Here is a 21,483-nt window from a genome sequence, read left to right on the forward strand (position 1 = left end):
ATCCAACTACGAATCACGAATCACAAATGACCAATCACGGCTCTTCTTCCACCATGACCCCGCGCGAGATCGTGCAGGAACTCGACCGCCACATCGTCGGCCAGCACGACGCCAAGCGCGCGGTCGCCATCGCGCTGCGCAACCGCTGGCGCCGCATGCAGCTGCCGGACGAGCTGCGCAACGAGGTGATGCCGAAGAACATCCTGATGATCGGCCCGACCGGCGTCGGCAAGACCGAGATCGCGCGCCGCCTGGCGACGCTGGCGAACGCGCCGTTCGTCAAGGTCGAGGCGACCCGCTTCACCGAGGTCGGCTACGTCGGCAAGGACGTGGAGCAGATCGTGCGCGACCTGGCCGACACCGCGGTCAAGATGTTCCGCGAGCAGGCCAAGGTGCGCGTGCGCACCCAGGCCGAGGAGCGCGCCGAGGACCGCATCCTCGACGCGCTGCTGCCGCGCCGCAGCGGCGGCATCGGCTTCGACCCGGAGGCCGCGCGCAACGAGCCGTCGGCGCAGGACAACGACACCCGCGTCAAGTTCCGCCGCATGCTGCGCAACGGCGAGCTGGACGAGCGCGAGATCGAGCTGGACGTGTCGGTCAACGTCAGCATGGACATCATGACCCCGCCGGGCATGGAGGAGATGGGCCAGCAGCTGCGCCAGATGTTCTCCAACCTCGGCGGCGGCAAGTCGCAGAAGCGCAAGTTGACGATCAAGGCGGCGCGCCCGCTGCTGATCGAGGAGGAGGCCGGCAAGCTGGTCAACGAGGACGACGTGCGTTCCCAGGCGATCGAGGCCTGCGAGCAGCACGGCATCGTGTTCATCGACGAGATCGACAAGGTCGCCAAGCGCAGCGACACCATCGGCGGCGGCGACGTCAGCCGCGAGGGCGTGCAGCGCGACCTGCTGCCGCTGGTGGAAGGGTCCAACGTGTCGACCAAGTACGGCACGGTGAAGACCGACCACATCCTGTTCATCGCCTCCGGCGCGTTCCACCTGGCCAAGCCGAGCGACCTGATCCCCGAGCTGCAGGGCCGCTTCCCGATCCGGGTCGAGCTGGGGGCGCTGACCAAGGCCGACTTCGTGCGCATCCTGACCGAGCCCAAGGCGGCGTTGACTCGCCAGTACCAGGCCCTGCTGAAGACCGAAGGCGTGGACATCACGTTCGCGCCGGACGCGATCGACCGGCTGGCCGAGATCGCGTTCCTGGTCAACGAGCGCCAGGAGAACATCGGTGCGCGGCGCCTGCATACGGTGCTGGAGCGCCTGCTGGATACGCTCAGTTACGAGGCGCCGGACCGGGACGGGCAGTCGATCACGGTGGATCGGGCCTATGTCGATTCGCACCTGGGCGAGCTGGTGCAGGATCCGGACCTGAGTCGTTACATTCTGTGATTCCTGGTTTTGGCATTTGGGTGTGACGTGGGGCGATGAAGTCGTTGCGACCGCTCTGGCGGAGTGTTGAGGTGTGTGGGGATGCGGGATGTCGAACTTTCCCGCCATCCCTCTACCGTCGTCCCCGCGAAGGCGGGGGTGAAGCGCCACTGTTTGCGAGCCATTGGCTCGCGTGGCGCTGAACGCCATCGGGCTATGCCCGATGGCCGGGGATCGAAGATCCAGGGACGTTACTTTGGGGCTTTCAGGGCTTTGACGAGAAAGCTCAAAGCTTTCGCCTACGGCGAGTTACCTTTCTTTGCTTGTGCAAAGAAGGTAACCCAAAGAAAGCACACCCCGCCTTTGCGCCCGCAGCTTTGCTGCGGGTCCGCGGAGCCGGTGGGATTTTTCGACGCGACATCCTGTCGCGGCGAAAAACGACGCACATCCATGTGCGTCGCCCTTCGGGTTTTTCCCGCCGTCTCCGCCGCTTCGGAGGGGCCCCGGTAGGTCAAGGGCAAAAGCAGGAGCAATGGCAACTGCAAAACCTAGCTTCCGCGAGATTTTTGATCAGGGATTCGCAAGCTCGGATGTCCAACTGGGACATGTCGTCCCCGGGGGCTTGCGAACCTCTGTTTCGTGTGGGAGCGGCTTCGGCCGCGAGGGTTTCTGCAGGATGTCTACGCGGATCAGACGGGCAAGTCCTCTCGCGGCTTGCGCCGTTCCTGCGTCCATCGTGCGTGCCGTTGCCTGCTCGGCGTCCTACCGGCGCGTGGGGTATCGCAGGTTCGCGCTGTAGCGGTGCAGCAGCTCCATGTGCAGTTGCGCGTAGGTCTCGTCGGTGAAGTTCCTGGCCATCAGCGAGGCCGCGCGGTCGCGGGCGGCCTGGGCGCGGGCGGCGTCGAGGTCTTCGTTGCGCTCGGCGAGGTCGGCCACCACCAGGACGCGGTCGGGCTGCACTTCGACGTAGCCGCCCGAGATGTAGATGTCCTCCGGCTCGCCCTGCAGCGGTTGCAGGTGCAGCATGCCCTCGCGCAGCAGGACGAGCATCGGGACGTGCCGGGCCATCACGCCGAAGCGGCCTTCGCGGCCGGGCAGGCTGACTTCGCGCACCTGGCCGCTCCAGAGCGAACCGGTCAGGCTGACGACGTCGAGGCTTATGGTGGCCGGCTGGGACGACATGGCTTTCCCTGGTCGCGTTGCATCGCTGCGCTGTTCCCCGCATGCGCGGTCGCGATCGATGCTAGTGCAGCCGGCGTCAAGGCGGATTGATGGAGATCAATCCTCGCCGATGTCCTCGTTCCACACCTCGGGATTGGCGGCGATGTAGCCGCCGAGCAGGTCGATGCATTCCTGGCTGTGCAGGTCGATCACCTCGACGCCGCTCTCGCGCAGCCAGTCGATGCCGCCCCGGAACGTCACCGACTCGCCGACCACCACGGTGCCGATGCCGAACTGGCGCACCAGTCCGCTGCAGTACCAGCACGGCGCCAGCGTGGTGACCATGATGGTGTCCTTGTAGCGGCGCTGGCGGCCGGCCTTGCGGAAGGCGTCGGTCTCGCCGTGCACCGACGGATCGCCTTCCTGCACGCGGCGGTTGTGGCCGCAGCCGAGCAGGCGGCCGTCGTTGTGGTAGAGCGCCGCGCCGATCGGGATGCCGCCCTCGGCCAGGCCCTGGCGGGCCTCGGCGATGGCGGTGTCGAGCAGGGCGCGGTAGTCGGGGGTGGCGATCATCGTGGGTCCTCGAGGGCGACGCCGGGGTCGCGCCGCATGGTGACGTGGGGAATGCCGTCCTCGTCGTAGATCGGCGAGGCCGGGACGAAGCCGTGCGCGGCGTAGTAGCCGCTCAGGTGGGCCTGGGCGCCCAGCCGGATCTCGCTGCCGGGCCAGCGCGCCAGCAACGCGCGCACGCCCTCGCGCATCAGCGCATGGCCCACGCCGGTGCCGCGCCAGGCGGGGGCGACCACCACCCGGCCGATGCTGGGGTGGCGGTGGCCGACCCCGGCGGGCAGGATGCGCAGGTACGCGGCCAGCGCGTCGCCGTGGTGGCCGAGCAGGTGCAGCGCGTCGGGATGGGTGTCCTTGCCGTCCGGATCCAGATAGGCGCAGGCCTGTTCGACGACGAAGATCTCCGAGCGCAGTTTCAGCAGGGCATAGAGCTGGCGCGCGTCGAGCGCATCGAACGCGAGCGTCTGCCAGTGCAGGGTGGGAGCGGTGGCGGGCATGCGCGCATGATAGCGTCGCCCGTTCACTCTCCGCGCCGGTCGCGCGTGTCGATCGAGACCACCACCGACATGCCGGGGCGCAGGCGGCCGGCCAGGGGCTGGCCGGGATCGATGGCGATGCGCACGGGGATGCGCTGGGCGATCTTGACGAAATTGCCGGTGGCGTTGTCCGCCGGCAGCACGGCGAATTCCGAGCCGGTGGCCGGGGAGATCTCCTGCACGTGGCCGTGCAGGCGCGCGCCGTCCAGCGCATCGACGGTGAAGCTCGACGGCTGGCCGATGCGCACGTGCGCCATCTGCGTCTCCTTCATGTTCGCCACCACCCACAGGGTGTCCGGCACCAGCGACATCAGCTGGGTGCCGTTGGTCACGTAGGCGCCCTGGCGCACGCCGAGCTGGCCGAGCTGGCCGGCGCGCGGCGCGACGATGCGGGTGTTGTCGAGATTGATGCGGGCCAGCTCCACCGCGGCGGTGGCGCTGGCGACGGCCGCTTCCAGCGCCTGGCGGTTCACCTCGACGCTGCGCGCCTGCTCGGTGGCGGCCTGCACCGCCGCTTCGGACTGGCGCAGCGCGGCCTGCGCCTGCGCCGCGCTCGCGCGCGCGGTCTCGCGGTCCTGTTCGGAGACCAGCTGCCGGTCGGCCAGCGCCTCGGCGCGGCGCAGCGCCGAGCGGGTGCGGTCGCGCGCGGCCAGGTTGCTGGCGCGCCCGGCCTCCGCCTCGGCCACGCCCGCCTGCGCGCTGCGCAGCTGTTGCTGCCAGTTGGCGAGATTGGCCTGCGCCGTCTGCAACTGCGCTTGGGCCTGGTCGAGCTGCTGGCGGTAGATGCGCTCGTCGATCCGCGCCAGCAGTTGCCCGGCCTGCACGTGCTGGAAATCCTGCACGTCCACCGAGACCACGTACCCGCTCACCTGCGGGGCGATCACCGTGACCTGGCCATGCACCAATGCGTTCTCGGTGGACTGCATCGCGCTGGTGAACGGCGGCAGGCGCCAGGCGTACAGCACCAGGGCGATGCCGGCCAGCGCCAGCAGGACGATGCCTGCGCTGACGGCGATGCGCTTGCGCCGGTCGCCGGCGGGCGGTGCGGTGGCGGGTGTGTTCATCGGGTCGTGGTCGGTGTCGGAACGGGCGGTGCGGCGTCTGTATCGTGCAGGCGGCGCCAGAACAGGTACCACAGGAACCATGCGAGGGTGGCGATGGCGATGCTGCCGATCACCAGGAACACGTCGTTGTAGGCCAGCACGGTCGCCTCGCGGGTGGCCACGCTGCCGAGCAGGCGCACGCCCTCGGCCTGGCGCAAGGCGGGGTCGCCGACCACGCGCCCGTAGGTGCCGGCGTAGGCCTGCACGCGCGCGGCCACCTGCGGGTCGGTGAGCACCAGGTGTTCGACCAGCTGGCTGGAGTGGAACTTCTCGCGCACGATCTGCAGCGTGCCGAGAAAGGCGCTGCCGACCAGCCCGCCCAGGTTCTGGGCCATGCCGAACAGCACGATGAAGCTGATCAGGTTGCCGGGCTGGGTCACCACGCGGCTGATGCCGGCCACCATGGCCGGGGCCACGAAGAAGGTGCCGCCGAACGCCAGCAGGAACTGGCTCAGGTACATCTGCTCGGGGCGGGTGAGGCTGTTGGAGCGCGCGTCCAGGAAGCAGCCGATGCAGATCGCGGCCACCGCGACCACCAGGTGCTGGGTGATGTGCTCGCGCTTGATGAACAGCGCGCTGGCGACGACCCCGCATACCGCGCCGAGCAGCATCAGCCAGAACAGGGCGTGCATCTGCTCGTTGCCCAGGCCCAGCGCCTGGAAGAAGCCGAGCGCGCCCGTGCTCTGCTCGGACAGCGCCAGCCGGATCAGCAGGATCGCGATGCCCAGGCGCAGCATGTCGGCGCTGGCGAGCCAGCGGGTGTTGATCATCGGGTTGCGGCGGTTGTGCTCGATCACTGCCGCCGCCGCGAGCAGCGCGATCGAGGCGGCCAGCACCACGCCCAGCCAGGGCGTGCTGGTCCACCACAGGTAGCGGCCGAGCGAGAGCACCGCGGCCAGCCCGGCCGCGCCGGCGGCGAACAGCGCGAAGGTGGCGAAGTCGGTCTTCTCGAACACCTTGTAGCGGTCGCTGGGCGGAAGCTTGAGCGCGATCACACAGGCCAGCGCGAACATCGCCAGGCCGAACTCGAACAGGTACAGGCCGTTCCATTCGCCCAGTTCCAGCAGCTCGGTCGAGAACACCCGCGCCAGCGGCAGCGCCAGCTGGGTCAGGCCCAGGCCGGTGACCACCGCCCTGAGCCGGTGCTGGGCCGGGAAGGCCTGGATCATGTAGTACAGGCCCAGCGAGCTGAGCGCGGCGCCGACCAGCCCGTGCGCGGCGCGCACGGCGATCGCCGAGCCCAGCGAGTGCACGAACAGGTGCGCCAGCGCGATCAGCGCGTACAGCCACAGGAAGATCTCGGTGAACTTGCGCAGGCCGAACTGCTGGCGGAACTTCACCAGGATCAGGTTGGCCGACATGTTGGTCATCACGTAGGCCGCCGGCAGCCAGGCCATCTCGCTGGCGTAGGCGCCCAGCGCCCCCTGCAGGTAGGGCAGGTTGGCGGTGACCAGCGCGTTGCTCAGCCCGCCGGTCAGCGCGACCACGATCCCGACCAGCCCGTAGGCGATCCGCCGCGGGACCGGGTGCAGCGGCGTCGAGGCGGAGCCGGGCAGCGTCGGCTTCTCGTGGGGTTGCCACTGGCGCGGGACGTACTTGTCGCTCACGGCGGGTCCAGGCCCTGGATCGCGGTCAGTGCGGCCGATTGTGGCACGGGCCGGTCACGATCCCGTCAGCGGTGCGATAATCCGGCCCATGAGCGAATCCCCCTACAAGACCGGCACCACCCATTTCGGCTTCCGCGACGTCGCCGCCAAGGACAAGCAGAAGCTGGTCGGCCAGGTGTTCACCTCGGTCGCGCGCAACTACGACCTGATGAACGACCTGATGAGCCTGGGCATCCACCGGGCCTGGAAGCGCTACTTCGTGGCGACCGCGCAGGTGAAGCCGGGCGACCGCGTGCTGGACCTGGCCGGAGGCACCGGCGACATCGCGGTGCTGCTGCGCGACCGGGTCGGGCCGGAAGGTTCGATCGTGCTGGGCGACATCAACGCCGGCATGCTCTCGGTCGGGCGCGACCGCCTGACCAACCGCGGGCTGGTCTCGGGCCTGGACTACGTGCAGTGCAACGCCGAGGCGCTGCCGTTCCCGGACGCCAGCTTCGACCTGGTGACGATCTCCTTCGGCCTGCGCAACGTCACCGACAAGGACGCCGCGCTGCGCGAGATGTACCGCGTGCTCAAGGTCGGCGGGCAGGCGCGGGTGCTGGAGTTCTCCGAGGTCACCGCCGACTGGTTCAAGCCGATCTACGACTTCCACTCGTTCCAGGTGCTGCCGCGGCTGGGCAAGCTGTTCGCCCGCGACGCCGACAGCTACCAGTACCTGGCCGAGAGCATCCGCAAGCACCCGCCGCAGGACGAGCTGAAGGGGATGATGGCCGACGCCGGGTTCGCGCGCTGCCACTACAAGAACCTGACCGGCGGCATCGTCGCGATCCATTCCGGCTACAAGGTCTGATCGAGGTCGGGACCGGGGATTCGCCAGGGCAGGGCGCTCTTGCGAATCCCCGGTCCCGAATCCCCAATCCCGGCTCTCCGGGTAGAATTCCGGGCTTTCCTGTCCTGGTTCTTCCCATGCGCTCCTCGTTCCTGTTGCTGTCCCTGGCCATGGCCGTCGGTGCGGCCGGGTGTTCCAAAGACCCGGCGTCCACGCCCGAATCCCAGCCCGCCAAGCCCGCCGCCGCGAAGGCGCCCGCCCGCGGCCACGACGAAAGTTCCTACGCCGAGCCGGACAAGGCCGTCATCAAGGACCTGGCGCTGGACCTGAAGATCGACTTCGACAAGAAGGAGATCGCCGGCACCGCGACCTACACGCTGGACTGGAAGGACCGCTCCGCCACGCAACTGGTGCTGGATACCCGCGACCTGGCCATCGAGAGCGTGCAGGGCGACGACGGCAAGGGCGCGCTGGCGCCGCTGCAGTACGCGCTGGCGCCGGCCGACAAGGTGTTCGGCAGCAAGCTGACGATCGAGGCGCCGAACCGCCCGGCCAAGCTGCAGATCGCCTACCGCACCTCGCCCGACGCCTCCGGCCTGCAGTGGCTGGAGCCGTCGATGACCGAGGGCAAGAAGCTGCCCTTCATGTTCAGCCAGTCGCAGGCGATCCATGCGCGTTCGTGGGTGCCGCTGCAGGACACGCCGAGCGTGCGCTTCACCTACAGCGCGCACGTGACCAGCCGCCCCGACGTGATGGTGCTGATGAGCGCCAACAGCGACCCGGATGCGGCGCGCGACGGCGACTACAGCTTCAAGATGGAGCATCCGATCCCGTCCTACCTGCTGGCGATCGCCGCCGGCGACCTGGTGTTCAAGCCGATCTCGGCGCGCTCGGGCGTCTGGGCCGAGCCGGCGATGGCGGACAAGGCCGCCAAGGAGTTCGAGGACACCGAGAAGATGATCGGCGCGGCCGAGCAGCTGTACGGCCCGTATCGCTGGGGCCGCTACGACATGCTGGTGCTGCCGCCGTCGTTCCCGTTCGGCGGCATGGAGAACCCGACCCTCACCTTCGCCACGCCGACCGTGATCGTCGGCGACAAGTCGCTGGTGTCGCTGGTCGCGCACGAGCTGGCGCACAGCTGGTCCGGCAACCTGGTGACCAATGCCAGCTGGAAGGACATCTGGCTCAACGAGGGCTTCACCACCTACGTGCAGGGCCGCATCACCGAGGCGCTGTACGGCCAGGAGATGGCCGAGATGGAGCGCGAGATCGACCAGACCGACCTGCTGGCCGAGGTGAAGGACATGAGCCCGGCCGACCAGGCGCTGGCGCTGCCGCCGCTGACCGAGCGCGACCCGGACGAGGCGCTGAGCAGCGTCGCCTACGTCAAGGGCGCCTGGTTCCTGCAGTTCCTGGAGCAGCGCTTCGGCCGCGAGACGTTCGATCCGTTCCTGCGCGGCTGGTTCGACGACCACGCGTTCCAGAGCGCGACCACCGACCAGTTCGTCGATTACCTCAAGAAGCACCTGCTACCGAAGAGCCCCAACGCGGTCACCCCGGCCGAGCTGGACGCCTGGCTGAACCAGCCGGGCATCCCGGCGTTCGCGCAGAAGGCGCGTTCGCGCGGCTTCGCGATCGTGGACACCGCCCGCATCGCCTGGTCCGGGTCGGGCACGCTGCCCAGCAGCCAGGTCACCGGCGAGTGGGTGACCCAGCAGTGGGTGCACTTCCTCAGCGGCATGGGCGCCACGCTCAAGCCGGAGCAGCTCAAGCAGCTCGACGCCGCCTACCACTTCACCGGCACCCCGAACGGCGAGATCGCCATGCGCTGGTACCCGCTGGCGATCCGCAGCGGCTACACCGAGGCCTGGCCGGCCGCGGGCGAGTTCATCGAGCGGGTCGGCCGCCGCAAGCTGATCCTGCCGGTCTATGCCGAACTGGTGAAGACGCCGGAAGGGCTGGCGTTCGCCAAGCAGGCCTTCGCCAAGGCCAGGCCGGGCTACCACCCGATCACCACCGCCTCGGTCGAGGAAATGCTGGCCAAGGCGGAGAAGCCGGCGCAGTAAAGGCTTCCTTGCCATCCGTGGGAGGGATTTCGGTCCCCGCAGGCGGTACCGGCAAGGCCGGTCGGGACTGAAGTCCCTCCCACGCAGTCTCTCCTGCCGTCTCGACATCGTCCATCGCCGGAGTACGCCATGAAATACCTGTCCGTTGCCGTGCTGTCCCTGCTGTTGCTGTCGGCCTGTACCGACCGCGAGGCGCAACGCCAGGCGCAACTGGCCGCCGAGGCCGAACGGAAGGAGCAGGCCGCCGCCGAGCTGGCGCAGCGCTACGACCGCGCGGTGCAGGACCGCAACTGGGACATGGCGCGCTCCTATGGCGCCGACCTGCTGCAGAGCTATCCCGGTACCGAGGCCGCCCGGAAGGTCGAGCCGGGCTACGCCGAGGTCAAGGCCAAGGGCGACGAGGCCCGCGAGCAGCGCCGCCTGCAGGCGCTGTGGCAGTACAACCAGGTGGCGGTGAAGGGGGGTACCCAGCGCTCGGCGATGATCGACGCCAAGGAGCCGGTCGACGTGGACGGCAGCGGCGCCAAGCGCGTGCAGCTGGTGTTCCGCGACCACCCGCAATGGAAGCGCCACGCCTACCTGGTGCTGCAGGCCGGGGATTTCGACTGCTATCGCGGCTGCAAGGTGCAGGTCGCGGTCGACGGGGGCAAGCCCCGGGCCCTGCCCGCGCACCGCCCCGACACCGACGAGGCGATCGCGATGTTCATCGACGACGACAAGGCCCTGTGGAAGCTGGCCCGCCAGGCCAAGGCCCTGTCCATTACTTTCCCGGTCAAGGCCGGCGGCACGCGTACCGCGGTGTTCGAGACGGCGGGCGTGGACGGCACGCAGATGCCGGGGTGGTGAGCGTTTTCCCCTGGTCCGCCGGAGGGGGAGCGCGAAGGCGCGGAACCCCGGACCGGGCGGACGAGGGGGGAGCCTCGTGCAGTCGGGCATCGCAAGGGGCTTTGCCCGTCCCCGCCCCGAGGGCACGCGCGCCAAGGGCGCGCAAGCCGTGCCTCCTCTCCCCGACGGGGGAGGGGGCAGGCGCGGCTACAGCGAGTAGCCGAACTGCTGGCGGAACTGGTCGTTGAACTCGGCGAAGTCGAAGCGCTGGTTCTGGGTGCCCGGATGCTCGACCTTCAGGGCGCCCATCAGGTTGCCCATGCGGCCGATGGTCAGCCAGTCGTAGCCCTTCTCGATGCCGTAGAGCAGGCCGGCGCGGAACGCGTCGCCGCAACCGGTCGGGTCGACCACGCGGCGCTCGTGCGCGGGCGGGATGTCGTAGGTCTTGCCGGGGGTGTGCACCAGCGCGCCCTTGGGGCCCTGGGTGGTGATGTAGGCCTGCACGCGCTGCACGATGTCCTTCTCGGACCAGCCGGTGCGCTCCTGCAGCAGGTTGGACTCGTAGTCGTTGACCACCACGTAGTCGGCCTGCTCGATGAACTCGCGCAGTTCCGGGCCGTTGAACAGCGGCATCGCCTGGCCCGGGTCGAAGATGAACGGCACGCCCATCTCCCGGAACTCGGCCGCGTTCTGCAGCATGCCCTCGCGCCCGTCCGGGCCGACCAGGCCGATGGTCACGCCCGGCACGTCCTTCACGTGGTTCTCGTAGCTGCGCATCATCGCGCCCGGGTGGAAGGCGGTGATCTGGTTGTTGTCGTGGTCGGTGGTGATGAAGGCCTGCGGGGTGAACAGCTCCTCGATCACCTTCACCCGCGACAGGTCGATGCCCAGCGCCTCGAAGTGCGCCCGGTACGGGCCGAAGTCCGAGCCCACCGTGCCCATCGGGATCGGCTTGCCGCCCAGCAGGTGCAGGTTGTAGGCGATGTTGCCCGCGCAGCCGCCGAACTCGCGCCGCATCCGCGGCACCAGGAACGACACGTTCAGGATGTGCACCTTGTCCGGCAGGATGTGGTTCTTGAACTGGTCCGGGAACACCATGATGGTGTCGTAGGCAAGGGAACCACAAATCAAAGCGGACATCGAGCAGGCCTTTGCGAATGGGAAATCCCGCCGGCCGTGGGACGTGGCCAGGGGGCGGCGGGCGCGCCGCGGCGCAAAGGTTAACGGGTGGGGCGGTCGAGGGCCAGAACCGCGGACGCCGGCCGGGCCGGGCCGGGCCGGGAAAAGCGCGGATTTCCCCGGATTTTTCCTTGCCCGCATGCAGGGGGATTGTTAGGCTAGCCGACTTCGTTTTCTGCCCATTTTTTCGCCACTCGGCACTCCGGCGCGCACTCTCCTCAGGACCGACCTCCCAGATGTTCAAGAAGCTCCGCGGCATGTTTTCCAACGACCTGTCCATCGACCTGGGCACGGCCAATACCCTGATCTACGTGCGCGGCCAGGGCATCGTCCTGAACGAGCCGTCGGTGGTGGCGGTGCGGCAGGACCGCGCGATCGGCGGCACCCGCTCGGTGGCGGCGGTCGGCGCGGAGGCCAAGCAGATGCTCGGCCGCACCCCGGGCCACATCACCACCATCCGCCCGATGAAGGACGGCGTCATCGCCGACTTCACCTACACCGAGGCGATGCTCAAGCACTTCATCAAGAAGGTGCACAAGTCGCGCTTCCTGCGCCCGAGCCCGCGCGTGCTGGTGTGCGTGCCGGCCGGCTCGACCCAGGTCGAGCGCCGCGCCATCAAGGAGTCGGCCGAGGAGGCCGGCGCCCGCGACGTCTACCTGATCGAGGAGCCGATGGCCGCGGCGATCGGCGCCGGCATGCCGGTGACCGAGGCGCGCGGCTCGATGGTCATCGACATCGGCGGCGGTACCACCGAGGTGGCGGTCATCTCGCTGAACGGCATCGTCTACTCGCAGTCGGTGCGCGTGGGCGGCGACCGCTTCGACGAGTCGATCACCAACTACGTGCGCCGCAACCACGGCATGCTGATCGGCGAGGCGACCGCCGAGCGGATCAAGCTGGAGATCGGCTGCGCCTACCCGCAGACCGAGGTGCAGGAGATGGAGATCTCCGGCCGCAACCTCGCCGAGGGCGTGCCGAAGATGATCAAGATCAACTCCAACGAGGTGCTGGAGGCGCTGCACGAGCCGCTGTCGGGCATCGTCTCGGCGGTCAAGCTGGCGCTGGAGCAGACCCCGCCGGAGCTGTGCGCGGACGTCGCCGAGCGCGGCATCGTGCTGACCGGCGGCGGCGCGCTGCTGCGCGACCTGGACCGGCTGATCTCCGAGGAGACCGGCCTGCACGTGCAGGTCGCCGACGACCCGCTCACCTGCGTGGCCCGCGGCGGCGGCCGCGCGCTGGAGCTGGTCGACATGCACGGCAACGAGTTCTTCGCGCCCGAGTGAAGCCGTGGTTCGTGATTGGTGATTCGTGACCGGTCCGGGGCGGCAAGGCCGCTTCTTCCCGGGTAGCGGATCGCCGGCAGCAGTTGCGAATCACAAATCACGAATCACCAATCACGAAAGATGCCTCCCTACGCCGGTCCTCCCGTTGCCTCCCGCGGCGAAGTCGCCAGCACCGTCCGTCTGCTCGCCTACCTGGCGGCGGCGATCGTGCTGATCGCGCTCGACAGCCAGGGCGGCTGGCTATCGCTGCTGCGCGCGCAGGCCAACGTGCTGGTGCAGCCGGTCTGGGCGCTGGCCGGACTGCCAGGCCGGATCGGGACCCAGGTCAAGGACAACGCGGCGACCCATGCGCAGCTGGTCGAGGAGAACCGCCGCCTCCGCAACGAGCTGCTGATCGCCAACGCCCGCCTGACTCGCCTGCGCACCGCCGCGCTCGACAACGCCCAACTGCGCGAACTGCTCAACGTCGCCGAGCGCAACGGCCTGGACGTGCAACTGGCGCCGATCCTCGACGTCGACCTCGACCCGACCCGGCAGCGCCTGATCCTCGATGCCGGCAGCCGCGACGGCGTGAAGGTCGGCCAGGCGGTGATCGATGCCGGCGGCCTGATGGGCCAGGTGATCGAGGTCAGCGTACTGCACTCGACCGTGCTGCTGCTGACCGACCCGGACCATGCGGTGCCGGTCAGCGTCGCGCGCACCGGCGTGCGCCTGATCGTCTACGGCCGCGGCGACCGGCTGGAGCTGCGCGACATCCCGCTCAGCGCCGGCATCGAGGTCGGCGACCAGATCGTCACCTCGGGCCTCGGCGGGCGCTTCCCGGCCGGGTTCCCGGTCGGCACGGTCTCGGCGTTGCGGCCGGACGATTCGCATGCCTTCCTGGTCGGCGAGATCACCCCGGCGGCCAAGCTGGACCGCGGGCGGGACGTGCTGCTGCTGCGTTCCGCAGCAGCGGGATTCGGGATCCGGGATTCGGGAGCCGATGGAAGCGGGAGTGCCACACCTGCGCCGATCCTGGCGGGCCGACCGCCGGCCAAGGGCGGGGAGGCGCCTTCCCCGATCCCGAATCCCGAATCCCCAGCTCCAAGGGAGCCGAAACCATGAGCCGCCAGCGCAAGGCCTGGGTGCTGCCGGTCAGCCTGGTGGTGGCGTTGCTGCTGGGCCTGCTGCCGCTGCCGCTGCCGGTGCAGCCGCTGCGCCCGTACTGGCTGGCGCTGGTGCTGACCTACTGGGTGATCGAGGAGCCCGACCAGGCCGGGCTCGGCCTGGCCTTCATCGCCGGGCTGGCCGCGGACATGGTCTACGGCACCCTGCTGGGCGAGCAGGCGCTGCGGCTGGTGATCATGACCTTCATCCTGCAGCGCTTCCGCGCGCGGCTGCGGTTCTTCCCGATGTCGCAGCAGGCGCTGGCGATCGGCGGCCTGCTGGTCAACGACCGCATCGTCTCGGCGGCGGTGCACCTGGCGGTGGGCGAACCCACCCTGCCATGGAGCTATTGGTGGGCGCCGTTGCTGGGCATGCTGCTGTGGCTGCCGCTGTTCGTGCTGCTCGACGCGCTGCGCCTGGGCAAGCGCGGTTAGGGCCCGCAGGTAGCGCCGATGTCCTCCCGCCGCCAGGTCAAGAACCCGCATGCCGAGGCCGAACAGTTCCGCCGCCGCGCGGTGCTGGGCTTCGCCGCGGTCGTGCTGTGCCTGGCCGGCCTGGCGGGCTGGTACTTCAAGCTGCAGGTGCTCGACCACGAGGTCTACGCCACCCGCTCGGAGGCGAACCGGATCAAGCTGCGCCCGGTGGTGCCCGGGCGCGGGATGATCTACGACCGCAACGGCCGGCTGCTGGCCGAGAACGTGCCGGCCTTCCGCCTGGACGTGACCCCGGACAAGGTCGCCGACATGGACGCGATGCTGGCCGAGCTGGGCAAGGTGATCGCGATCTCCCCGGAGGACCTGGAGCGCTTCAAGCGCGAGCGCAAGGGGCGGCGCAGCTTCATGCCGGTCACCATCAAGCTGCGCATGAGCGACGAGGAGATGGCGCGCTTCGCGGTCGAGCGCTGGCGCTTCCCGGGCGTGGAGCTGGAGCCCTACCTCACCCGGCGCTACCCGTTCGGCGACCTGTTCGCGCATGTGATCGGCTACGTCGGGCGGGTCGACGAGAAGGACCTGGAGACGCTGGGCGAGGGCAATGCCGCGCTCACCCATATCGGCAAGTCCGGGCTGGAGCGCTATTACGAGCAGCAACTGCGCGGCAAGGTCGGCTACGAGCAGGTCGAGACCAACGTGCAGGGGCGCGCGATCCGCACCGTCGGGCGGGTTCCGGCGCAGTCCGGCGCCGACCTGCGCCTGTCGATCGACGCCGACCTGCAGCGCGCGATGGTGGCCGCGTTCGGCGAGTACGAGGGATCGGCGGTCGCGATGGATCCGCGCACCGGCGAGATCCTGGCGATGGTCAGCCTGCCGTCCTACGATCCCAACCTGTTCGTCAACGGCATCTCGCATGCCGACTTCAAGGCGCTCAACGAGAACCCGTCGCGGCCGCAGTTCAACCGGCTGGTGCTGGGCGGCGTCGCGCCCGGCTCGACGATCAAGCCGCTGATGGGCCTAGCCGGCCTGGACAGCGGCGCGCGCCGGCCCGAGGACAAGATCCTGTCCACCGGCATGTTCTACCTGCCGGGCGTGAGCCGCGGCTGGGGCGATTCGCACCGCGGCGGCCACGGCTGGACCGACCTGCGCAAGTCCATCGCGCAGTCGGTCAACACCTACTACTACAAGCTGGCGCTCGACATGGGCATCACCCAGGTCGACAAGTACATGTACAAGTACGGCTTCGGCTCACCGACCGGGATCGACCTGGTCGGCGAGACCGGCGGCATCGTGCCCTCGCCCGACTACAAGCGGAAGACCCGCAAGGAGGCGTGGTATCCCGGCGACACGGTCAACATCGCCATCGGGCAGGGCGACTGGAAGGTGACGCCGCTGCAGCTGGTGCGCGCGGTCGGCGGCATCGCCGACGGGCAGCTGCGCACGCCGCGGCTGGTGATGGCCCAGCGCGGCGGCTTCGACCAGCCGTGGACGCCGCTGCCGCCCGGCCCGACCAAGCCGATCAGCGACAACCCGGGCAACCTGCAATGGGTGCGCGAGGGCATGATGGACACCATGCGCCCGGGCGGCGGCGCCTATTCCGTGGCGATCGGCGCCCCCTACCAAATGGCCGGCAAGACCGGCACCGCGCAGGTGGTCAGCCGCAAGGGCACCGCCGCGGTGAACCCGCGCAGCCTGCCGATGCACCTGCGGCACCGTTCGCTGTTCGAGGGCTTCGCGCCGGCGGACAACCCGACCATCGCGGTGGCGATCGCGGTGGAAGGCGGCGGCTATGGCGTCAGCACCGCCGCGCCGATCGCGCGCAAGATCTTCGATGCCTGGCTGCTCGGCCGCCTGCCCGACGGCCTGGAGCCGCTGGACGCCGAGCGCGGCAGCACCGCGGTGGGCGTGGTGCAGTTCGACGCCGAGGCGCCGCAGGTGCGCCAGGCCGGCGACCAGGCCGCGCTGGCCCTGGAGCCGCTGCCGGTCAGCGTCGGCACGGCCCGGCTGCGCCTGGATCCGGCGCCGGCCCCGGCGGGGCCGGCCGAGCCGCCGCCGATCCCGGACGCAGTGCCGGAGGACGGGCAATGAAGGATTTCCTGCGCTGGCTGCTCGACCTGGGCGCGCGCTTCGCCCGCACGCTCGACTGGCCGCTGTGCCTGGCGCTGGGCGCCTTGATGGCGATGGGCCTGATGGTGATGCACAGCGCGGGCGGGGCGACCGGCGGCAGCGGGCGGCTGGTCGCCGCGCAGGGCGTGCGCTTCGCGATCGGCCTGGTGGCGATGTGGGCGATCTCGCGCGTGTCGGTGCTGCGCCTGCGCGCCTGGACGCCGCTGGTCTATGCCCTGTCGATGCTGCCGCTGCTGGCGGTGTTCGTGCTCGGCACCGGCAAGTACGGCCGCCAGTGGCTGGACCTGAAGCTGTTCTACCTGCAGCCGGCCGAACTGCTGAAGATCAGCCTGCCGATGATGGTGGCCTGGTACCTGCACCGCATGCCGCTGCCGCCGCGGATCCCGACCGTGCTCGCCAGCGCGGTGATCATCGGCGTGCCGACCGCGCTGATCATGCTGCAGCCGGATTTCGGCACCGGCGTGCTGATCGCCGCGTCCGGCGTGTTCGTGCTGCTGCTGGCGGGGCTGCCCTGGTGGTGGGTCGGCATCGGCGTCGGCGGCGTCGCGGCGGTGGCGCCGGTCGCGTGGTTCTGGCTGCTGCGGCCTTACCAGAAGGATCGCATCATGATGTTCCTCAACCCCGAGAACGACGCGCTCGGCGCCGGCTGGAACATCATCCAGTCCAAGATCGCGATCGGCTCGGGCGGTTTGAGCGGCAAGGGCTGGGGGCTGGGCTCGCAGTCGCACCTGAACTTCATCCCCGAGCAGACCACCGACTTCGCGTTCTCGGTGCTGAGCGAGGAGTTCGGCTGGATCGGCGTGGCCACGGTGCTGGCGCTGTACCTGGTGGTGATCGCGCGCTGCCTGTGGATCGCCGCGCAGGCCCGCGACACCTATTCGCGCCTGCTGGCCGGCGCCACCGGCCTGTCCTTCTTCGTCTACGTGATCGTCAACGGCGGCATGATCTCGGGGCTGCTGCCGGTGGTCGGCGTGCCGATGCCGCTGATGAGCTACGGCGGTACCTCGGCGGTCTCGCTGCTGGCCGGCCTGGGCCTGGTGATGGCGGTGAAGACGCACCGGCCGGTGCATGGCGGGTACTGATCCGGCCCGTGGCCGCCTTGCGTGCGTGCCTGATCCCGGGCGGAGGCTTCACCTGTCACGGCGCGATGCCGGCGCGAGCTGAATGCGCGAGCGCGGGTCGAATTGCCTGCTGGCCGACAAAGTTCTTTTGTTTCATGGCCTTATTGCTGGTAATTCATCTTTAACCTGCTAATCTCCGGCGCATGATCCGACCTGCCCTGATCTGCCTGACCTCCCTGACGCTGGCGGCCTGCGCCAGCCAGGCCAAGCCGCCGTCGCCGCCCCCGGCCCCCGTCGTTTCCGGCCGCCCGGCGGCCGTGCCCGCCGAGGCGGCGCCCGAGGCCCCGGCGCTGCCGCCGGTCGATCTCACGCCGGTGCCGTTCGAGACCGCACGCGCCAACTTCGTGCGCGATACCGCCGCCAAGTACGGCATCGACCCGGCGACGATCGAGGCCACGCTGGCGCAGGCGCAGTTCAAGGACGCGATCGTCGCGGCGATGTCGCGCCCGGCCGAGCGGGTCAAGCCGTGGAGCGAGTACCGGCCGATCTTCATCTCCCAGGCGCGGATCGACGGCGGGCGCCGCTTCCTGGCGCAGCACCGCGACGAGCTGGCGCGCGTGGAAGCCGCCACCGGCGTGCCGGCGCAGGTGATCGTCGCCATCATCGGCGTGGAGACCAGCTACGGCGCCAACACCGGCAAGTACCGCGTGCTCGATGCGCTGTACACGCTGGCGTTCCGCTATCCGCGCAGCGGCGACCCGGCCAAGCTCGAGCGCGAGGTGCGCCGCGAACTGTTCTTCCGCGACGAACTGGCGCAGCTGTTCGCGCTCGGCAAGGAAGAAAAGCTCGATATCGCCACGCTGACCGGCAGCTACGCCGGCGCGATGGGCCTGGGCCAGTTCATGCCGTCCAGCTACCGCCAGTTCGCGGTCGACGGCAACGGCGACGGCCGCCGCGACCTGTTCAACAGCTTCGACGACGCCTTCGCCTCGATCGCCAACTACTTCGTCAAGAAGGGCGGCTGGGTGCGCGGCGGGCAGGTCGCGGTCCCGGCCACGCTGGCGCCCGGGCACGAGGAATTCAACCCGACCGACTGGACCCCGACCTGGACGCTGGCCCAGCTGTCGCAGCGCGGCTACCACCCGGCCGCGCCGGTGGTGGCCGGCACGCTGGCCACGCCGGTCAGCCTGGACGGCAGCGCCGGCAAGCAGTACTGGCTGGGCTTCCAGAACTACTACGCGATCACCCGCTACAACATCTCCAAGATGTACGCGATGGCCGTGTTCCAACTGTCCGAGGCCATCGCCGGCAAGGAGCTACCTCCGGCATGAACACCAAGGCGCTGGTTCCGATCCTGATGATCCTGGGCTTGGCGGCGTGCAGCAGCGCGCCGAAGAAATCGCCCGCCCCGGCCTCCGCCGGCAAGGGGGTGAAGGTGGAGGGCAGGGGCCAGGCGCACGTCGCCACGGGATGCCCGTCGACCTCGCCGTACGCGCCCGCCAAGGAAGATCCTTCCACGCGCGGCGACTACGTGGCCGGCGGGCTGTACAAGCCGGGCGTGAAGGATTCCACCCCGGACTACGTGCCCAACGTGGCCTGCATCCCCGAGCCTCTGGTCACCCGCGAGCCGCGCTCGCCGGTAGGCAACAAGTCGCCGTACGAGGTGCTGGGCAAGAAGTACAAGGTGATGGACGGTGCCGACGGCTACGTCGAGCGCGGCACGGCGTCGTACTACGGCGCCAAGTTCCACGGCCGGCTCACCTCCAACAAGGAGGTGTACGACATGTACGCCTTCACCGCCGCGCACAAGACCCTGCCGCTGCCGAGCTTCGCGCTGGTCACCAACCTCGACAATGGCGAGTCGGTGGTGGTGCGCGTCAACGACCGCGGTCCGTTCCACGACGGTCGGCTGATCGACCTGAGCTATGCCGCGGCGGTCAAGCTCGGCATCACCGCGCGCGGCACCGGCAACGTCGAGGTGCGCGGGCTGACCGAGGCCGACAATCCCATGCTGCTGGCGCGGCGCCAGGGCCGTGGCGCCGCGGGGCCGGCGCCGGTGGTGGCCAAGGTGGAGCCGAAGCCGAAGGACAGCGAGATCGACAAGCTGGTCGGCAAGTTGCCGGCCAAGCCGGTGCCGGCACCGGCGCCGGCCGTGGCGGCCGCGACGGCCGGCGCCTCTTCCGCCGAGCGCTGGCGCTACCGGGTCGCCGACGCCAAGACGCCGGGCAGTGCCGACAACTTCGATGCCTGGATGAAGGCGCAAGGCGTGCGCGTGGCCACCGGCAAGCCGGCCGCGGTGGCGCCTTCGCCGGCGCGTGCGCCGGCCGCGGCCGCGACCGGCGTCGCCGTGGAAAGGCCGGCCGCCGTTGCCGCCGCGGTCGAGCCTGCCGCGGACAAGCCCGGCATGGCCGAGGCCGCGCTCGGCAGCATCCTGCTGCAGGTCGCCAGCTTCGCCAGCCGCGAGAATGCCAACCGCGCGCTGGCGCAGCTGGCCTCGGCCGGCATCGTCGGCGCCAGCATCAGCGACATCGCCAGCGGCGGCCGTACGTTGTGGCGGTTGCGCGTGAACGCGCGCGACCACGACAACGCGACGGAACTTGCCAGCCGCATCGCGGGTCTGGGATTCGGGCGCCCGCAGATCGTGGCGCCCTGAATCGCTCGCACGCCGCGCTGCACCGGAGCGGCCGGCCTACAATGATCGTTTCCGCCCGGGCCTTCCGGCCCACCAGTCAGCCAGGCCGCCAGGCCCCAGGAGTTGTTCTTCGATGAAATCCCGTTTTGCGAGTCCCTCACAGGAGCACGTCGCATCCCTCCGCAAGCGCGCACGCCCGGGTGCGCGGACTCTGCTGCTCGCCGGCGTCGCCCTGGCCACCCTGGCCACCCTGGCCATCGGCCTGGTCTCCGCGCAGACCCCGACCCCGCAGCCTGCCGCCGCCAAGCCTGCCGCGCCTGCGCAGGTCCAGATCCCGCCGGCGCCGGCGCCGGCCGTGTCCAAGGCCTGGATCGTGATGGACTACGCCTCCGGCCAGGTGCTGGCGGGCGAGAACATCCATGAGCGCCTCGCGCCGGCCAGCATGACCAAGGTGCTGACCTCGTACGTGATCGCCGCCGAGATGAAGAACGGCAAGATCAGCCGCGACGACCAGGTGATGATGACCGAGAACGCCTGGCGCAAGGGCGGGGCCGGTACCGACGGCAGCTACAGCGGCTTCCCGGTCAACAAGACCGCGCGCCTGGAGGACATGGAGAAGGGCATGGTGGTGCAGTCCGGCAACGATGCCGCGATCGCCCTGGCCGAACACGTCGCCGGCAGCGAGGAAGCGTTCGTCGCGCTGATGAACAGCTACGCCCAGCGCATCGGCATGAAGGATTCGCAGTTCATGGACGCCACCGGCCTGTCGGCCGAGGGCCATTACTCCAGCGCCTACGACATGGCGCTGCTGGGACGCGCGCTGATCCGCGACTTCCCGGAGACCTACGCCTACAACAAGATCAAGGAGCTGACGGTCGGCGGCATCACCCAGCCCAACCGCAACCTGCTGCTGTGGCGCGATCCGTCGGTGGACGGCATCAAGACCGGCCATACCTCCGAAGCCGGCTACTGCATCATCAACTCGGCGATCCGCGGCGACCAGCGCGTGATCACCGTGATCTTCGGCGACACCTCGGAGAAGCAGCGCGCCACCGACTCGCTGGCGCTGCTGAACTGGGCGTTCCGTTTCTACGAGACCCACCGCCTGTACGAGCCTGGCAAGGTCGTGGCCCAGCAGAAGGTGTGGAAGGGCAAGGGCGACCAGGTGCAGCTGGGCGTGGCCGCGCCGCTGCTGGTGAGCGTGCCGCGCGGCCGCTACGACGCGCTCAAGCCGAGCATCGAGGTACCCAAGCAGCTGATCGCGCCGATCAAGCAGGGCCAGCAGATCGGCACCGTCAAGGTCACCCTCGACGGCAAGGTCGTGGCGCAATCGCCGTTGGTCGCCACCGCGGCGGTCGAGGAAGGCGGTTTCTTCAAGCGCCTGTGGGACAGCTTCTGGATGTGGTGGGAATCCGAGTGAACGAAAAAAGCCGGCGCAAGCCGGCTTTTTCTTGTTCCGGATCGAATGTCGCCGGGGGAGGGACTTCGGTCCCGACGAGGCTTTGCCGGCCCTCCGTCGGGACTGAAGTCCCTCCCACGGAAAAGCGAGAAGCCTGC

At 69.5% G+C, this 21,483-nt stretch carries 18 protein-coding genes; 12 read left to right on the top strand and 6 right to left on the bottom strand.

The genetic code is table 11. From position 1 onward, the window contains the following. Window positions 1–26 precede the first annotated feature (26 nt). Window positions 27–1,394, top strand: a complete 1,368-nt coding sequence (gene hslU, locus FD678_RS17260; protein ID WP_140726745.1) for an ATP-dependent protease ATPase subunit HslU — start codon at window positions 27–29, stop codon at window positions 1,392–1,394. 741 nt (window positions 1,395–2,135) lie between these two features. On the opposite strand, the gene atpC is transcribed toward hslU, so the two are convergent. From atpC to FD678_RS17285, 5 genes are all read right to left on the bottom strand, one after another. After that, window positions 2,136–2,555, bottom strand: a complete 420-nt coding sequence (gene atpC / locus FD678_RS17265; protein WP_140726748.1) for an ATP synthase F1 subunit epsilon — start codon at window positions 2,553–2,555, stop codon at window positions 2,136–2,138. A 96-nt stretch (window positions 2,556–2,651) separates the two neighbouring features. After that, on the bottom strand, window positions 2,652–3,107 hold the full coding sequence (locus tag FD678_RS17270; RefSeq protein ID WP_140726751.1) for a nucleoside deaminase: 456 nt from the start codon (window positions 3,105–3,107) through the stop codon (window positions 2,652–2,654). Further along, complete coding sequence (locus FD678_RS17275; RefSeq protein WP_140726753.1) at window positions 3,104–3,598, bottom strand: GNAT family N-acetyltransferase; 495 nt, start codon at window positions 3,596–3,598, stop codon at window positions 3,104–3,106. Before FD678_RS17275 ends, FD678_RS17270 begins: the two co-directional genes overlap by 4 nt. Before the next feature lie 23 nt (window positions 3,599–3,621). Then, complete coding sequence (locus FD678_RS17280; RefSeq protein ID WP_140726757.1) at window positions 3,622–4,701, bottom strand: HlyD family secretion protein; 1,080 nt, start codon at window positions 4,699–4,701, stop codon at window positions 3,622–3,624. Continuing rightward, window positions 4,698–6,347 (bottom strand): MFS transporter, encoded by a 1,650-nt coding sequence (locus FD678_RS17285; RefSeq protein WP_140726761.1) that lies wholly within the window; start codon window positions 6,345–6,347, stop codon window positions 4,698–4,700. The genes FD678_RS17280 and FD678_RS17285 overlap by 4 nt, the downstream gene beginning before the upstream one ends. Window positions 6,348–6,435: 88 nt before the next feature. Between FD678_RS17285 and ubiE the strand changes: the two genes are divergently transcribed. The 3 genes from ubiE (at window position 6,436) to FD678_RS17300 (ending at window position 10,088) form a co-directional block, all read left to right on the top strand. Continuing rightward, window positions 6,436–7,197: a bifunctional demethylmenaquinone methyltransferase/2-methoxy-6-polyprenyl-1,4-benzoquinol methylase UbiE gene (ubiE, locus tag FD678_RS17290; RefSeq protein WP_140726765.1), complete on the top strand. Its 762-nt coding sequence runs from the start codon at window positions 6,436–6,438 to the stop codon at window positions 7,195–7,197. Window positions 7,198–7,313: 116 nt separating this feature from the next. Then, window positions 7,314–9,242: a M1 family metallopeptidase gene (locus tag FD678_RS17295; RefSeq protein ID WP_140726770.1), complete on the top strand. Its 1,929-nt coding sequence runs from the start codon at window positions 7,314–7,316 to the stop codon at window positions 9,240–9,242. Window positions 9,243–9,371: 129 nt separating this feature from the next. Then, window positions 9,372–10,088 (top strand): hypothetical protein, encoded by a 717-nt coding sequence (locus FD678_RS17300; RefSeq protein WP_140726773.1) that lies wholly within the window; start codon window positions 9,372–9,374, stop codon window positions 10,086–10,088. 186 nt (window positions 10,089–10,274) lie between these two features. Here the strand turns inward: FD678_RS17300 and FD678_RS17305 are convergent, their stop codons facing one another. After that, window positions 10,275–11,207 carry a carbohydrate kinase family protein gene (locus FD678_RS17305; protein WP_140726776.1) on the bottom strand — a complete coding sequence of 311 codons (933 nt, stop codon included), beginning with the start codon at window positions 11,205–11,207 and terminating at the stop codon, window positions 10,275–10,277. Window positions 11,208–11,482: 275 nt separating this feature from the next. Here FD678_RS17305 and FD678_RS17310 point away from each other — a divergent pair, with 275 nt between their 5' ends. From FD678_RS17310 to FD678_RS17345, 8 genes are all read left to right on the top strand, one after another. Further along, on the top strand, window positions 11,483–12,529 hold the full coding sequence (locus FD678_RS17310; RefSeq protein ID WP_140726779.1) for a rod shape-determining protein: 1,047 nt from the start codon (window positions 11,483–11,485) through the stop codon (window positions 12,527–12,529). A gap of 120 nt (window positions 12,530–12,649) precedes the next feature. Further along, complete coding sequence (gene mreC, locus FD678_RS17315) at window positions 12,650–13,633, top strand: rod shape-determining protein MreC (protein WP_140726783.1); 984 nt, start codon at window positions 12,650–12,652, stop codon at window positions 13,631–13,633. Next, complete coding sequence (gene mreD / locus FD678_RS17320) at window positions 13,630–14,109, top strand: rod shape-determining protein MreD (RefSeq protein WP_140726786.1); 480 nt, start codon at window positions 13,630–13,632, stop codon at window positions 14,107–14,109. Before mreC ends, mreD begins: the two co-directional genes overlap by 4 nt. An 18-nt stretch (window positions 14,110–14,127) precedes the next feature. Continuing rightward, complete coding sequence (gene mrdA / locus FD678_RS17325; protein ID WP_140726789.1) at window positions 14,128–16,194, top strand: penicillin-binding protein 2; 2,067 nt, start codon at window positions 14,128–14,130, stop codon at window positions 16,192–16,194. Continuing rightward, window positions 16,191–17,315 carry a rod shape-determining protein RodA gene (gene rodA, locus FD678_RS17330; protein WP_140726792.1) on the top strand — a complete coding sequence of 375 codons (1,125 nt, stop codon included), beginning with the start codon at window positions 16,191–16,193 and terminating at the stop codon, window positions 17,313–17,315. The genes mrdA and rodA overlap by 4 nt, the downstream gene beginning before the upstream one ends. A 182-nt stretch (window positions 17,316–17,497) precedes the next feature. Next, window positions 17,498–18,625, top strand: a complete 1,128-nt coding sequence (mltB, locus tag FD678_RS17335) for a lytic murein transglycosylase B (RefSeq protein WP_140726795.1) — start codon at window positions 17,498–17,500, stop codon at window positions 18,623–18,625. After that, on the top strand, window positions 18,622–19,947 hold the full coding sequence (locus tag FD678_RS17340) for a septal ring lytic transglycosylase RlpA family protein (RefSeq protein ID WP_140726798.1): 1,326 nt from the start codon (window positions 18,622–18,624) through the stop codon (window positions 19,945–19,947). The genes mltB and FD678_RS17340 overlap by 4 nt, the downstream gene beginning before the upstream one ends. Window positions 19,948–20,059: 112 nt before the next feature. After that, on the top strand, window positions 20,060–21,346 hold the full coding sequence (locus tag FD678_RS17345) for a D-alanyl-D-alanine carboxypeptidase family protein (RefSeq protein WP_140726802.1): 1,287 nt from the start codon (window positions 20,060–20,062) through the stop codon (window positions 21,344–21,346). Window positions 21,347–21,483: the final 137 nt, after the last annotated feature.

Source organism: Pseudomonas sp. Hp2, from assembly GCF_006386585.1.
GTDB classification, from domain to species: Bacteria; Pseudomonadota; Gammaproteobacteria; order Xanthomonadales; family Xanthomonadaceae; genus Pseudomonas_S; species Pseudomonas_S boreopolis.

Bases quoted from the DNA above. Each gene is read 5' to 3' on its own strand.
- hslU (WP_140726745.1), top strand. From the start codon at position 27: ATGACCAATCACGGCTCTTCTTCCACCATGACCCCGCGCGAGATCGTG.
- atpC (WP_140726748.1), bottom strand. From the start codon at position 2,555: ATGTCGTCCCAGCCGGCCACCATAAGCCTCGACGTCGTCAGCCTGACC.
- FD678_RS17270 (WP_140726751.1), bottom strand. From the start codon at position 3,107: ATGATCGCCACCCCCGACTACCGCGCCCTGCTCGACACCGCCATCGCC.
- FD678_RS17275 (WP_140726753.1), bottom strand. From the start codon at position 3,598: ATGCCCGCCACCGCTCCCACCCTGCACTGGCAGACGCTCGCGTTCGAT.
- FD678_RS17280 (WP_140726757.1), bottom strand. From the start codon at position 4,701: ATGAACACACCCGCCACCGCACCGCCCGCCGGCGACCGGCGCAAGCGC.
- ubiE (WP_140726765.1), top strand. From the start codon at position 6,436: ATGAGCGAATCCCCCTACAAGACCGGCACCACCCATTTCGGCTTCCGC.
- FD678_RS17295 (WP_140726770.1), top strand. From the start codon at position 7,314: ATGCGCTCCTCGTTCCTGTTGCTGTCCCTGGCCATGGCCGTCGGTGCG.
- FD678_RS17300 (WP_140726773.1), top strand. From the start codon at position 9,372: ATGAAATACCTGTCCGTTGCCGTGCTGTCCCTGCTGTTGCTGTCGGCC.
- FD678_RS17305 (WP_140726776.1), bottom strand. From the start codon at position 11,207: ATGTCCGCTTTGATTTGTGGTTCCCTTGCCTACGACACCATCATGGTG.
- FD678_RS17310 (WP_140726779.1), top strand. From the start codon at position 11,483: ATGTTCAAGAAGCTCCGCGGCATGTTTTCCAACGACCTGTCCATCGAC.
- mreC (WP_140726783.1), top strand. From the start codon at position 12,650: ATGCCTCCCTACGCCGGTCCTCCCGTTGCCTCCCGCGGCGAAGTCGCC.
- mreD (WP_140726786.1), top strand. From the start codon at position 13,630: ATGAGCCGCCAGCGCAAGGCCTGGGTGCTGCCGGTCAGCCTGGTGGTG.
- mrdA (WP_140726789.1), top strand. From the start codon at position 14,128: ATGTCCTCCCGCCGCCAGGTCAAGAACCCGCATGCCGAGGCCGAACAG.
- rodA (WP_140726792.1), top strand. From the start codon at position 16,191: ATGAAGGATTTCCTGCGCTGGCTGCTCGACCTGGGCGCGCGCTTCGCC.
- mltB (WP_140726795.1), top strand. From the start codon at position 17,498: ATGATCCGACCTGCCCTGATCTGCCTGACCTCCCTGACGCTGGCGGCC.
- FD678_RS17340 (WP_140726798.1), top strand. From the start codon at position 18,622: ATGAACACCAAGGCGCTGGTTCCGATCCTGATGATCCTGGGCTTGGCG.
- FD678_RS17345 (WP_140726802.1), top strand. From the start codon at position 20,060: ATGAAATCCCGTTTTGCGAGTCCCTCACAGGAGCACGTCGCATCCCTC.